This is a genomic window from Aeromicrobium sp. P2_G6 (assembly GCF_056403535.1).
The window spans coordinates 116,834-130,467 of the sequence record NZ_JBFUFH010000007.1; the positions used below are offsets into that span (position 1 = coordinate 116,834).

Genomic DNA, 13,634 nt, shown 5'->3' on the forward strand with positions numbered 1-13,634 from the left:
GCGCACAATGAAGGCGTGACGATCCACTCGGACCATCCGTTCGTCCCTCCCGAGGGCGATCGCGACCCACTGCGACGCATACGTGGACGGATGCCGGCACCCGTGACGGTGTGGGCGACCGGCGAGGGTTCCCAGCGTCGAGGGCTGACGGTGTCGTCGATGCTCCTGGCCGCCGGCGAGCCGGACCGGGTGCTGGGCCTGATCGACCCCGACTCCGACTTCTGGGAGGCGTCCCCATCGAGGTGGACGGTCAATGTCCTCGGCGACGAGCACCGGTTCCTGGCCGACGCGTTCGCCGGGGTCGCCCCGGCGCCGGGCGGCCCGTTCACGCTGGGTGAGTGGAGCGACAGCGAGTGGGGTCCTGTGCTGGCCGGCACAGCAGGCTGGATCGGCGTACGCCGGGACGAGGCCGAGCCGCGGCACGTCGGCTGGGGGCTGCTCGTCGAAGGCATCGTCGAGGCCGTGACAGTCGGGGCCGCCGATGCGTTGATCCATCTGCGGGGCCGCTACAACACCTCCGGCGCCTAGCCACCGCTATCGTGGGCCGCGCGAGGGTGACAGACCTCGCGTTGCTGAATTCCAGGGGAGGAACTCGTGCAGACCTTTGTCCTCAGCGTGACTGCCACCAGTCCGGAGGCGACCAGGCAAGCCGTGGACGACGGCATCCGGCGTGTGGAGGCGCACTACGCACGCCTGTGGAAGCACGGCCCGACGCGCGCCACCCATGTCTCTCCGACAGTGGGCATGGTCATGTGGGAGACCGAGGACAGTCCCTCTCTCTGGCCAGCGTGGGCCGAGAACCCTGACGAGGTCTTCGCGTCCCTTTACGCCCCTCTGGGCGTGGAGCGCATGATCGGGACCGTCCCGCTGGACCAGGCGCCTTTCGACCTCGCCCGCGAGCTGCGGCAACGGCCGTCCCGAGTGCTTGAGGTGACCGRCCCCTTCGTCGGTGCGAGCTTCGTCGAGGCCAGTGACACGGTCGACGTGTTCGTCGACGTCATCGGGGTGGGGCGCCTGTTCGAGCTGCGCACCCCGACGGGATGGGTCTACAGCAACCGGCCGGTCGCCGCCCTCCTGTTCGCCGGCATGCCGGCCGAGCCGGACGCCTCAGGGTGGCTGCAGATGGGCTACACCGACGAGATGTTCGGCAACACGACCCCTTATCGCGGCGTCCGGGCCCTGGACGCCGGCACGCACGTGCACTGGGACGGTCGCTCCGGCCGGCGCCGGGTGTCCATGCTGGAGACCTCGGCCGTCTGGGTCCCGGCACAGCAGTCCTCCGGCGACCCGACGGACGACCAGCTCGACGAGACGGTCGCCCAGCTGATGGGCATCGCCACCTCGATCAGCCGCCTCTACAAGGGGACGCCGGTCGTCCATCTCTCCGGTGGTCGCGACTCTCGCCTGGTGGCCGCTGCCTTCCAGGCAAGCGGCAGCGACATGGTCCTCCACTCGCACGACGCCTTTCCGGGAGATCTCGATGTCGCCCGGCAGCTCGTAGATCTTGCGCCTGGCCCCCTCCAGCACCAGATCGAGCACAAGGCCACTGGAGGCGAGATCGAGCCACCCAAGATCAGGGTGATCGAGCGGGCGCGCCAATGGCACGACTACTGCGAGGCCCTGCGGCCGTGCACGTACCTGACCTACGACGTGCCCTCGCATCTCGACGCCGAGACCCAGCTCGTCGTGAGCGGGGTGGGTGGAGAGGCCGCCCACGGGCTCTACATCCGCGGCCAGCTTGCCGGGCTGGACAAGCTGCCACTCGAGGACACCCTCGATGCCTACACCCAGCGGATCCTGGCGCACCGGGCCAACACGCCGGGCGAGAGCAAGGAGGCGCGCGCCCACGTCACCCACCAGGTGCTGTCGGAGCTGAGGCGCATCGCGTCCTGGGGCGTCCGTGGCGAGCTCATCCTTGGCCAGTACTACGTGCTGCAGCGGATGCGCCGCTGGGGCACGACCGGCGAGCGTCTGGGCGTTGTCTCGCCGCTGCTCGCCTCGAGCTTCGTCAGCACCGCGCTCTCCCTTTCTCCCGAGGCTCGCAGGGCGAACAGCTTCCATCGCGAGCTGACCCGGCGACTGGTTCCCTCATGGGCCGACGTGCCGTACTTCCCGATCGAGATGAAGGCCGAAGCCGCTGAAAGCATGCGGAAGTCGCGGATCGCGCGCGTCATCCGGATCGCCGACTCCGAGGATCGCCCCGAGGTTGAGAGCCTGCTCGCGGACACCGACGACTGGGGTGCTGCCTTCGACATCGACCAGGCCCATCGCATCTGGCACCTCTCGGTGCGCGGGGAGACCAATGCCTACCAGGAGCGCGTGCTGCGCGCCGCGGTGTGGCGGGCGAGCTTCACGGACCACCTGCGGGGTCTGGCGGGTCTGGGTCCTCGTGAGCGTCCCCAGGCGACCGTGCCCCATCCGCCCGAGCCGGTCGCGGCTCCCATCACGGCACCCAAGCCAGAGCGAAGCGGCCTCGTCCGGCCCACGGCGAAGGCACTGGCTCGCTCCCGCGTGTGGCGGAAGATGAGGAACACCTTCCTCGGCCGGGGCATCCGATCCGTTGCCGCGCGTCTGAGGTAGGCCATCGGACGTACGGCGGACGCTGCCCGACCCAGCAGACGCGGATGACGTCGATAGACTGATCAGCATGTCCACGAGGGGAAGGAGGCACCGATGAGCGTTCTTGCGAACCTGACCGGGCCTGCCGACCTCAAGGCCCTCGACGACGACCAGCTGGCGCGTCTCGCCGCCGAGATCCGCGAGCTCCTGATCACGTCGGTCGCGTCCAACGGCGGACACCTCGGGCCAAATCTCGGCGTCGTCGAGCTCGGCATGGCGATCCACCGGGTGTTCGACTCACCGCGCGACCGGGTCGTCTGGGACACGGGCCACCAGGCGTACGTGCACAAGATGCTGACCGGTCGCGCCGGCCAGTTCGGGACGTTGCGCAAGGAGGGCGGGCTCTCCGGCTACCCGAGCCGCGCCGAGTCCGAGCACGACTGGGTCGAGAACTCGCACGCGTCGACGAGCCTGTCGTACGCCGACGGCATGGCCAAGGCCAACCTGCTGCTCGGCAAGGACGACCACGTCGTCGCGGTCATCGGCGACGGGGCGCTGACCGGCGGCATGGCCTGGGAGGCGCTCAACAACATCGCCGCCGACAAGGACCGCCGCCTCGTCGTGGTCGTCAACGACAACGGCCGCTCATACACCCCGACCGTCGGCGGGCTTGCCAACAGATTGACCGAGATTCGCACCAACCCCAGGTACGAGCCCGCGCTCGGCGCGATCAAGGAGCGGCTCAACCGCTCCCGAATCGTCGGCCCCGCGGCATACGAAGCCCTGCACGCGATCAAGAAGGGCGTCAAGGACGCACTCGCACCGCAGGGCATGTTCGAGGACCTCGGGCTCAAGTACATCGGCCCCGTCGACGGCCACGACCGTCCCGCCGTCGAGCGTGCCCTCACGCAGGCCAAGAAGTTCGGCGGGCCCGTCCTGGTCCACGTGCTGACGACCAAGGGCCAGGGGTATGACATCGCGGTCGCCAACGAGAACGACCAGATGCACCAGGCCAACCCGTTCCACCGGGCGACCGGCGAGGCGGTCAACGTCGCACCGGCCGGCTGGACCTCGGTCTTCCGCGACGAGATCGTCCGCATCGCCGACGAGCGGCCCGACGTCGTCGCCATCACCGCCGCGATGCTCTATCCCGTGGGGCTCGACGCGTTCGCCGACAAGTTCCCCGACCGGGTGTTCGACGTCGGCATCGCCGAGCAGCACGCCGTCACGAGTGCCGCGGGCCTCGCGATGGGCGGCCTGCACCCCGTCGTCGCGGTCTATGCCACGTTCATCAACCGGGCGTTCGACCAGGTGCTGCTCGACGTGGCGCTGCACAAGTGCGGCGTGACGTTCGTCCTCGACCGGGCCGGCGTCACGGGCGAGGACGGTGCCAGCCACAACGGCATGTGGGACATGTCGCTGCTGCAGATCGTCCCGGGCCTGCGACTCGCCGCCCCGCGTGACGGCGCCCAGCTGCGGGAGCTGCTGCGCGAGGCGGTCCAGGTCGACGACGCACCGACTGTCATCCGCTTCGCCAAGGGCGGGGTCTGCGCCGACCTTCCGGCGATCGAGCGGATCGGCACGACCGACGTCCTCTCGCGCGACGATGCCAAGGACGTCCTGATCGTCGCGATCGGCGCGTTCGGTCACCTCGGCGCCGATGCGGCCGAGATCGTACGTGCTGCTGGCCACGGTGTGACTGTCGTTGATCCCCGCTGGGTCAAGCCGATCGACCCTGCTCTGGTCGAGCTTGCCTCCGGCTACGGCCTGGTGGTGACCGTCGAGGACAACGGTCGCCACGGCGGAATCGGAGCGGCGTTCACCCAGGCCGTACGCGACGCCGGCTCCGACGTGCCGATCCGCGTGCACGGCGTCGAGCAGGAGTTCCTCGATCACGCCAAGCGTGACGTCATCCTCGAGCGGCTCGGCCTCACCCCGCAGGCAGTCGCCGACGACACCCTGGCCGCGCTGTCGAGGAATAGCGCAGACGGATGAGTGGTTGACCATGGCGATGAAATGGCTACCGCGACGCGACCGTGACGAGACCCCCCGAGAGGGCACAGGTCCGATCCTGATCCATGCCCTGGACGGGTTCCTCGGCGCCGGGTCGGCCGCCCGACTCGCGGCTGACCAGTTGCGATCCGGCCACGGCGAGCTCGTCCACGAGTTCGACCTCGACTCGATGTTCGACTACCGCGCCCGCCGGCCCATGATCGCGTTCCGCGAGGACCACTACGCGGAGTACGACGACCCGACGCTGCAGGTCATCCTCGAGCACGACGACAACGGCATGCCCTACTTCCTGATGGCCGGCCCCGAGCCGGACTTCCACTGGGAGCAGTTCATCTCCGAGGTCCACGACGTCATCGAGGAGCACGACGTGCCCTTGACGCTGGGCCTCGGCGCCGTGCCGATGGGCGTACCGCACACGCGCCCGACCATGATCACGGCGCACGGCACCCGCCCGGACCTCGTCGACCGGCAGAACCTCTGGTCGGCTCAGGTCATGGTGCCCTCGTCGGCGCAGTCGCTGCTGGAGTACCGCCTCGGGCAGTGGGGCCATGACGCTGCCGGCTACGTCGTGCACGTGCCGCACTACCTCGCGCAGATCGACTACCCGACGGCTTCGCTCGCGCTGATCGACGCGCTCGTCGACCGCACGGGCCTCAGCATCGACGTCGAGTCCCTCAAGGCCCGCCAGGAGGCGGCCCTCGCGGAGATCGAGCAGCAGATCGAGGAGCAGGGCGGCCAGAGCCTCCTCGGTGGCCTCGAGGAGCAGTACGACGCGTTCACCCGCGGCGCTGCGCAGTCACTGCTGGCCAGCGACGAGGACCTCCCCAGCGGCGACGAGCTGGCCGACCAGTTCGAGCAGTTCCTGGCGCGCCAGAGGAAGAACGACCAAGGCTGAAGCTCACCTCGTCCACCGATAGGGTGATCGGGTGCCTTCCTCCCTTGACGACGTCGTTGGCCTCCTCAACCTCGAGCAGCTCGAGGTCGGGCTCTACCGGGGGTCCCAGCCAAAGGAATCGGAGCTCCCGCGGGTGTTCGGCGGGCAGGTCGCGGCGCAGGCCCTGATGGCTGCCCAGCTGACCGTCCCCGACGAGCGCCACGTGCACTCGCTGCACCTCTACTTCATCCTCGGGGGCGATCCGAGCATCCCGATCGTCTACGACGTCGAGAACGTCCGCGACGGCGGATCCTTCACGACTCGTCGCGTGGCCGCGCGCCAGCACGGCGAGATCATCTTCTACATGACCGCGTCGTTCCAGATCGTCGAGGACGGCTGGGACCACCAGGACGCGATGCCCGACGTCCCCTCACCGGACGAGTCCATGCCCCTGACCGACGTCATCGGCGGACGCGGCTCCGAGGCCGCCGACTTCTGGGACCGCGAGTGGTCGTCGTTCGACATGCGCTACATCGGCGACAACCGGGCCGAGGACGACCCCCAGCGCACGCTCGTCCCGGTCGTGCAGCGCCTGTGGTTCCGCGCGGACGGCAAGCTGCCGGACTCGCAGATCGTCCACAACGCGGCCTTCACCTACATCAGCGACCTGAGCCTGCTCGGCGCGAGCCTGGTGCCGCACAGCACGTTCATCGGTGCGCCGGACGTACAGGCGGCATCACTCGATCACGTGATCTGGTTCCACCGGCCGATCGCGGCCGACCAGTGGCTGTTGTACGACCAGACGTCACCGTCAGCCTCTGGCGCACGCGGACTGAGCACGGCTCGGGTGTTCACCGAGGACGGCACGCTCGTCGCGACGGTCGCCCAGGAGGGCCTGATCCGCCGCATCACGCCGCGCAGCTAGTCGACGGCAGGCAGAGCGCCGACGCTGGGGAAGTTGATCGTCGACGGGTATGTCGCCGAGTTGTGGATCTTGACGACTGTCAGGGTGCCCAGCAAGTCGAACAACGTCGGCAACAGGTGCGGGACGTCGAATGTCTGCACCGCGATGCGGAGCTTGTGACCCGGCAGGATCTTGGCCCTCGTCGGGAAGATCTCGACGTCGACCGGCGCGACCTCGCCGGGCGCCAGGGGCTTCTGCGCCGCCTGGGTGAACGGGTGGAACGGCTGGATCAGCACTCCGTCGAGATAGCGCGACTTGGCGGTGTCGAGGGCGCGGTGTGAGATGACCTGCCAGCCGCCGGTCAGGCGCTTGACCGTGCCGTCGGGCGCCTCGTCCTCCAGCGCGACCGACAGCATCCCGTCGCCGCCGACGCTCGAGGCATAGAGGTGGGCATTGATGGGTCCCTGGATCGTGACGGCGCTGGTCAGCGGCTTGGTGCTGAACACCGCGCCGGCCTTGTCGTTGAGCGTGTTGTCGGAGAAGCACGGCAGGTCTGCGAGCACCATGTTGGGCAGCCCGGCGGTCCACTGGTTGGCGGAACGCGTGCAGAGGCCGGCCACCGGCACCGGGTACAGGCTCGAGGTGCCGTCGGTGCGGGTGCCGGACGTGAGCCCGCCGGGTGTGCCGAGGGGCGCCGACGTGCCGGAGAGCTTGAGCTTGGCGCCGGTCAAGGACGAGTCGATCCACTTCGAGGTCTTCTGCCATGCCCCTGTGCCCTGCTCGTAGTAGGTCAGGTTGGCGATGTCGGTGTCGAGGGTCGGATCGCTCTGGCCCTTGAGGTAGTGGTCGAACCACCGGAGCTGCAGCTCGGCCAGCGAGCCGTAGCCCGCGTTGCCGACCTCCGCGCCGCTCGAGGCCTGCAGGTGGTCCCACGGACCGACGATCATCTTGGTCGGGATCCCGCGCTTGTTGAGGTTCTCGAACAGCAGGGGAGTGCCGCGCTGGAACAGGTCGTACTCACCGGAGACGAAGAAGGCGGGCACCCTGACCTTGTCGATCACGTTGATGACGGAGCGCTCCTTGTAGAACGCGCCGTCGTATGCGGGATCGCCGCCGAGGAAGGCGCTGAGCAGCAGCGGGACGGTGAACGTCCCGGCGCCGGTCAGGTGGTCGAGCAGCTCCTTGATCGCCGACTCCGGGCTGCTGGCCAGGACCGCCGGCGGGATCAACCCCGTGGACGTCACGAGTCCCAGCCACAGGGGGATGAAGCCGACGTCGAGCTGCCCGCCCGAGGCCACGACGTCACGGTAGACATCGGCGCCGGGCACCTGCGGGAAGATCGCCTTGAGCCCGGGCGGCTGGGCAGCGGCCGCCCAGAGCTGGCTGATGCCCATGTACGACGGCCCACTCATGCCGGTGATGCCGTTGCTCCAGGGGCGCGCCGACGAGTGCGCCCAGGTCATGATCTCGCCGCCGTCCTGGTTCTCGCGGGCGTCGAAGGCCCGCCAGACGCCTTCGGAGCTGCCGGTTCCACGCGCGTCGACCGTGAGCTGCACGTAGCCACGCTTGACCAGGTAGGCCGGGTCGGTCCCGCCGAGGCCACCCGCTGACATGAGGACGGTCTTGTTGTACGCCGTGATGGTCACGATCACCGGGAACCGCTGGTCGATGGCCTTGCCGTCGGCGTCGGCGGGGCGCATGACGTCGCCGCGCAGGATCATGCCGTCGGACATCGGGATCGCGACGTCCCGCTCCGTCACGGTGTTGGCGTACTGCTCGCCGCGGGGCGTCCACGTCGGCGCCGCCGAGGCGGCGTCGAACGAGAGGGGCGCGCCGATCAGTCCCATCGTGAGCCCGAGGACGGTGAGCAGGCGGATCAGGACCGAACGAGCAAGCACGAGTGCCCCCTGTGTCGTGGAAGTGCTCGACAGCGTAACTCAGAGTTACGCTTTTGTCGTGACCCTTCCGACGAGGTGCGTCACCGGCTTCTTGGAACCCTTGACGCCGAACAGCAGGTCCTCGCCCTCGGCCTGTGACCCGAAGACGACGGTGCCCGGCAGCAGGATCGGCTTGCGGAACTCGACGTCGACCGTGAACGCCGCCGGCAGCTTGTTCTGCACCGCGGAGAGGCTGCGCGCCAAGGTCCACATGCCGTGCGCGATGTTGGTCGGGAAGCCGAACGCCTTGGCGGTCAGCGGGTAGAGGTGGATCGGGTTGCGGTCACCCGACACCGAGCCATAGCGCCGGCCCAGGTCGCCGGCGAGCTTCCAGTGCACGACGCCGTTGGGTGCCTCGACGCCGGTCAGCGGAGCCGGAGACGTCTCGGCTGACCCGCTGGGGGCACCTCCCGTGCGCTCAGCGCGCGGGGGATTGTGGCGGGAGAACAAGGTCGTGACCTCGTCCCAGACGAGGTCGCCGTCAACCGAGACCTCGGTGAGGAGGTCGATCAGGGATCCCTTGGGGTGCGGGCGCAGGTCCGCAGCGCGTACGGAGACGTCGTACGTCTCGGCGACGCCCAGCGGACGGTGCTGGCGGATCGTGTTGCGCAGGTGCACCAGACCCATCGGGGCGAACGGGAACGCGGTGTCGGTCATCAGCGCCATGTGCAGCGCGAACGCTGCCATGTGTGGATAGGTCGCCGGGAGGTGGTCGCCGCGGGGGAATCCGCAGACCTCGTTGTACGCCTCGAGGTGCTTGAGGTCGGTCACGACACCCTTGCGCTCGAGCACGATGTCGGGCACCGATCCCTTGGCGTGCTTGACGCCCGGGAGCCCGCCGATCACGGGGAGCGCCGGCAGGACCGCCTTGAGCATCAGCGGCGCGGTGGACGGCGCCTTGTCGAACGTACGAGTGGCCACGTCAGGCTCCGATCAGGGCCTGGCCGCACACGCGTACGACGTTGCCGGAGATCGCCGACGATCCCGGGTGGGCATACCAGGCGATTGCCTCGGCGACGTCGATCGGCTGCCCGCCCTGCGACAGCGAGCTGAGCCGGCGGCCGGCCTCGCGGATGCCGAGCGGCATGGTCTTGACCATGTCGGTCTCGATGAATCCCGGGGCGATCGCGTTGACCGTGATGCCGTCCTTGGCGACCCGCTTGGAGAGGTCGTTGACGAAGCCGATGACGCCGGCCTTGGCGGTGCCGTAGCTCGTCTGGCCGTTGTTGCCCGCGATGCCCGCGATCGACGAGATGCCGATGACGCGGCCGCCGGGGCGGAGGAGCTTCTGCTTCAGCAGCTCCGCGGTGATGCGCTGCGGGGCGCCGACGCTGATGTCGATCACCAGGTTCCAGTTCTCGGTCTTCATGTTCTTGAGCCGCTTGTCGCGGGTGATGCCGGCGTTGTGCACGACGATGTCGACGCCGCCGTGTGCCTTCTTGAGGGCGGCAGCGATGACCTTGGGCGCCTCAGGTGAGGTGATGTCCTCGGCGATCGCGGTGCCGCCGAGCTCGGCCATCACGGCCTCCAGCTCACCTGACAGCTGCGGCACGTCGAGCCCGACGATCTCGGCGCCGTCGCGGTGGAGCGTACGGGCCATCGCCTCGCCCAGCCCGCGGGAGGCGCCGGTGATCAGCGCGACCTTGCCGGCCAGCGGCTTGGCCGGGTCGGCGACCGGATCTGCATCGACGAGCTCGGTGAGCCCGAGTCGGATGACCTGGCCGTCGACGAACGCCGACTTGGGGGAGAGGAGGAACTCCAGCGTCGAGCCGAGCGCATCCTCTGCGCCCGCTCCGACGTAGACGAGGTTGGCCGTGCTGCCGTTGCCGCCGACCTCCTTGCCGGCAGAGCGTACGAATCCCTCGAGGGCGCGCTGCGCGATGGCGGCGGTCTCGGACTCGGCCTGCTCCGGAAGGGTGCCGATCACGACGAGCCGGCCCGAGCGGGCGAGGCTGCGCAGGGCGGGCGTGAAGAACTGCTGCATGTCGGCGAGCGCGGCCGTGTCGCTGATGCCGGTCGCGTCGAACACCAGGCCCTTGTACGTCTTGCTGTCGGCACGTACGCCGACCGAGCTGATGCCGCTCGACTTGAGGGTCGCGGCGAGCTTCTTGCCGAGAGTGCTGCCCGGTGCGGCGCCGATCAGGACGGTGCCCTTGACGAGCGGATCGCCTTCGGACCAGCGCTCCAGGACCGGGGGATTGGGCAGACCCAGGTTCTTGACGATGAACTTGCCGATGGGGTTGTGAGCGAGGGACTGATAGCGGTCTGCCATGACTTGGGTGTGTCCTATCTCTCGGATACCATTGGTATCTGGAATGCTCCTGAAACTGTAACCTCATGAAACAGTGCCAGTCCACCGCGGTGGATGCGGCGCTCATCACGTTCACGACATCGTTCACGAAGATCGAGGAGACCGCCATGGCGGACACGACACCAGCCAAGAAGGCCCCCGCGAAGAAGGCGTCCGCGAAGGCGCCGGCCAAGAAGGCCCCCGCCCAGAAGTCCGCGGCCACCAAGGCTGCCGAGACCGTGTCGAGCGTGGCCTCCGCGGCTGCCGGAGCCCAGACAGTTCGCCGCGTCGCGGTCATCGGCGGCAACCGCATCCCATTCGCGCGCTCCAACACCGTCTACACCAACGCCTCCAACCAGGACATGCTGACCGCAGCGCTCGACGGCCTCGTCGACCGCTTCGGCCTCGAGGGTGAGCGGGTCGGAGAGTTCGCCGCCGGCGCCGTCCTCAAGCACAGCCGCGACTTCAACCTCGCCCGCGAGACGGTCCTCGGCTCCAAGCTCTCGCCCGACACTCCGGCGTACGACGTGCAGCAGGCATGCGACACCGGCATCCAGGCCGCCGTGCTGGTCGCCAACAAGATCGCACTGGGCAAGATCGAGTCCGGCATCGCCGGCGGCGCCGACACCACGTCGGACGCACCCCTTGCTGTCGGCGAGAAGCTCCGCAAGATCCTGCTCGAGGCCAATCGCGCCAAGGACAACAAGGGACGCCTCGCTGCGCTCGCCAAGATCCGTCCGGCCTACCTCGCGCCGGACCAGCCGCGCAACTCCGAGCCGCGCACCGGGCTGTCGATGGGTGACAGCCAGGCCATCACGACCAAGGAGTGGGGCATCACCCGCGAGGCCCAGGACGAGCTCGCCGTCGCTTCGCACCAGAACCTCGCCAAGGCGTACGACGAGGGCTGGCAGGATGACCTGATCACGCCGTTCCTCGGCGTCACCAAGGACAACAACCTGCGTCCCGACTCGTCGTTGGACAAGCTCGCCCAGCTCAAGCCGGTCTTCGGCAAGGGCGAGGGCGCCACGATGACGGCGGCCAACTCCACGCCGCTGTCCGACGGCGCATCGACGGTGCTGCTGGCGTCGGAGGACGAGGCCGAGAAGCACGGCTGGACGCCGCTGGCGTACTTCGTCGACTACGAGACCGCGGCGGTCGACTACGTGTCCGGCGCCGAGGGCCTGCTGATGGCTCCGGCGTACGCCGTGCCGCGCATGCTTGCCCGTCAGGGCCTCACCCTGCAGGACTTCGACTTCTACGAGATCCACGAGGCGTTCGCCGGCCAGGTGCTCACGACGCTCGCTGCCTGGGAGGACCCGGCGTTCTGCAAGGAGCGCCTGGGCCTCGACGAGCCGCTCGGCTCGATCGACCGCAGCAAGCTCAACGTCAAGGGCTCGTCGCTCGCAACGGCGCACCCGTTCGCCGCGACAGGTGGCCGCATCGTCGCCAACCTCGCCAAGCTGCTGCACGAGAAGGGCTCGGGTCGTGGCCTGATCTCGATCTGTGCCGCCGGCGGCCAGGGAGTTGTGGCGATCCTCGAGGCCTGAGGCTCGGCCCTCCGCGGCACCCGCCGCGATTCGTGACGAAGTGCACCGGTCTGGCGACCGCCAACGGTGCACTTCTTCACATTTCGGGGCACGATGGGGCCAACACGAGAAAGCCGGCCCAGCATGACGGCACGCAGTGAGGCATACGACGAGTCGCTCGCCAAGGCGCACGAGCACGTACGCCGGTGGTTGTCGTCGATCGATGAGCGGCCGGTCGGGCCGCGGGTCACGGCCTCGGAGCTCCTTGACGACGTCGGGGGGCCGCTGCCGGAGCAGGGCACGGATCCCGCTGACGTGGTCGACGAGCTCGCGGCGAAGGCGGACCCCGGCCTCATGGCGATCGGGTCAGGCCGGTTCTTCGGCTGGGTCATGGGTGGGACGCTGCCTGCGGGGCTCGCCGCGGACTGGCTGGTCAGCGGCTGGGACCAGAACGCCGGCATGCGCTACTCGACACCGGCCACCGCCGCGCTGGAGGAGTCAGCCGGGCGCTGGCTGCTGGAGCTGTTGCGGCTGCCGTCGGACGCCGACGTCGGCTTCGTCACCGGCGCCACGATGTCCAACTTCACGTGCCTCGCGGCGGCTCGCCATGCCGTGCTGGCGAAGGCCGGATGGGACGTCGAGCGCGACGGGCTGACGGGAGCGCCGCAGGTCCACGTGCTGGTCGGGGCGGAGCGGCACGACACGGTCGACCTGGCGCTGCGTTACCTGGGGCTCGGGCAACCGACCGCCGTCGCTGCTGACGCCGAGGGTCGCATCGAGGTCGACGCGCTCGCCGAGGCGTTGAGCGCGGTGCCCCAAGGCGAACCGATCGTGCTGTGCCTCCAGGCCGGCAACGTCCATTCCGGCGCGTTCGACCCGTTCGCCGACGCGATCGACCTGGCCCACGAGCGTGGAGCGTGGGTCCATGTGGACGGTGCGTTCGGCCTCTGGGCAGCAGCGTCGCCCGCACTGAGCCACCTCGTCGAGGGACTTGCCGGCGCGGACTCCTGGACGACGGACGCGCACAAGACGCTCAACGTGCCGTACGACTGCGGTCTCGCGATCGTCGCGGATTCGGGTGCAATGCGCGGCGCGATGGGGGTACATGCCAGCTATCTCATGCCCGACGAGTCCGGACCAGGTGACCCGTTCGAGAAGGCTCCTGAGCTGTCACGCCGGGCGCGAGGCGTGCCGGTCTGGGCGGTGTTGCGATCTCTCGGGCGGGAGGGGGTGGTCGGCCTCGTCGACGGCCTGGTGGCGAATGCGCGAGAGATCGCGAACCGCCTCCAGGCGATCGACGGGGTCGAGGTGCTCAACGACGTGGTCTACACGCAGGTGTGCGTCTCCTTCGGCAGCGACGAGCGTACGCGAGAGGTGACCGCGCGGCTGATCGCCGATGGGACGACCTGGATGTCGGGCTCACGCTGGCGGGGCCGCGACGTGCTGCGCATCTCGGTCAGCAACTGGTCGACCGACGCGCGGGACGTACGCCTGTCGGTCGATGCCGTGCGGGCCGCCGCTGCGGTGTGAG

10 protein-coding genes are annotated in these 13,634 nt (G+C 69.1%); 7 read left to right on the forward strand and 3 right to left on the reverse strand.

The features are described from left to right. The first annotated feature begins 15 nt into the window (after positions 1-15). The 5 genes from AC1DVU_RS19895 to AC1DVU_RS19915 all read left to right on the forward strand — a co-directional run bounded on the left by AC1DVU_RS19895 (position 16) and on the right by AC1DVU_RS19915 (position 6,371). Positions 16-528, forward strand: a complete 513-nt coding sequence (locus AC1DVU_RS19895) for a flavin reductase family protein (RefSeq protein ID WP_476924189.1) — start codon at positions 16-18, stop codon at positions 526-528. Between the two features lie 66 nt (positions 529-594). After that, positions 595-2,580, forward strand: a complete 1,986-nt coding sequence (locus AC1DVU_RS19900) for a hypothetical protein (protein ID WP_476924190.1) — start codon at positions 595-597, stop codon at positions 2,578-2,580. Positions 2,581-2,673: 93 nt separating this feature from the next. Beyond that, a complete protein-coding gene (gene dxs, locus AC1DVU_RS19905) occupies positions 2,674-4,554 on the forward strand; it encodes a 1-deoxy-D-xylulose-5-phosphate synthase (RefSeq protein WP_476924191.1) in 1,881 nt (626 codons plus the stop codon). Between the two features lie 10 nt (positions 4,555-4,564). After that, positions 4,565-5,467: a PAC2 family protein gene (locus AC1DVU_RS19910; protein ID WP_476924192.1), complete on the forward strand. Its 903-nt coding sequence runs from the start codon at positions 4,565-4,567 to the stop codon at positions 5,465-5,467. 31 nt (positions 5,468-5,498) lie between these two features. Beyond that, positions 5,499-6,371 (forward strand): acyl-CoA thioesterase, encoded by an 873-nt coding sequence (locus tag AC1DVU_RS19915; protein ID WP_476924193.1) that lies wholly within the window; start codon positions 5,499-5,501, stop codon positions 6,369-6,371. Here the strand turns inward: AC1DVU_RS19915 and AC1DVU_RS19920 are convergent. The 3 genes from AC1DVU_RS19920 to AC1DVU_RS19930 are packed head-to-tail and all read right to left on the reverse strand — an operon-like array spanning position 6,368 to position 10,559. Further along, a complete protein-coding gene (locus tag AC1DVU_RS19920; RefSeq protein WP_476924194.1) occupies positions 6,368-8,248 on the reverse strand; it encodes a CocE/NonD family hydrolase in 1,881 nt (626 codons plus the stop codon). The two genes, AC1DVU_RS19915 and AC1DVU_RS19920, sit on opposite strands and share 4 nt — an antisense overlap. A 45-nt stretch (positions 8,249-8,293) precedes the next feature. After that, positions 8,294-9,208, reverse strand: a complete 915-nt coding sequence (locus AC1DVU_RS19925; protein ID WP_476924195.1) for a MaoC/PaaZ C-terminal domain-containing protein — start codon at positions 9,206-9,208, stop codon at positions 8,294-8,296. A 1-nt stretch (position 9,209) separates the two neighbouring features. Continuing rightward, on the reverse strand, positions 9,210-10,559 hold the full coding sequence (locus AC1DVU_RS19930) for a 3-oxoacyl-ACP reductase (protein ID WP_476924196.1): 1,350 nt from the start codon (positions 10,557-10,559) through the stop codon (positions 9,210-9,212). A gap of 65 nt (positions 10,560-10,624) precedes the next feature. On the opposite strand from AC1DVU_RS19930, the gene AC1DVU_RS19935 reads away from it, so the two are divergent. Both AC1DVU_RS19935 and AC1DVU_RS19940 read left to right on the forward strand, forming a co-directional pair. Beyond that, complete coding sequence (locus tag AC1DVU_RS19935; RefSeq protein WP_476924197.1) at positions 10,625-12,124, forward strand: acetyl-CoA C-acetyltransferase; 1,500 nt, start codon at positions 10,625-10,627, stop codon at positions 12,122-12,124. A gap of 123 nt (positions 12,125-12,247) precedes the next feature. Beyond that, positions 12,248-13,633, forward strand: coding sequence for a pyridoxal phosphate-dependent decarboxylase family protein (locus AC1DVU_RS19940; RefSeq protein WP_476924198.1), 1,386 nt, complete (start codon positions 12,248-12,250; stop codon positions 13,631-13,633). The last annotated feature ends 1 nt before the right edge of the window (position 13,634 follow it).

Coding starts and splice junctions, on each gene's coding strand:
- AC1DVU_RS19910 (WP_476924192.1), top strand. CDS start 4,565: ATGGCGATGAAATGGCTACCGCGACGCGACCGTGACGAGACCCCCCGA.
- AC1DVU_RS19935 (WP_476924197.1), top strand. CDS start 10,625: ATGAAACAGTGCCAGTCCACCGCGGTGGATGCGGCGCTCATCACGTTC.
- dxs (WP_476924191.1), top strand. CDS start 2,674: ATGAGCGTTCTTGCGAACCTGACCGGGCCTGCCGACCTCAAGGCCCTC.
- AC1DVU_RS19930 (WP_476924196.1), bottom strand. CDS start 10,559: ATGGCAGACCGCTATCAGTCCCTCGCTCACAACCCCATCGGCAAGTTC.
- AC1DVU_RS19940 (WP_476924198.1), top strand. CDS start 12,248: ATGACGGCACGCAGTGAGGCATACGACGAGTCGCTCGCCAAGGCGCAC.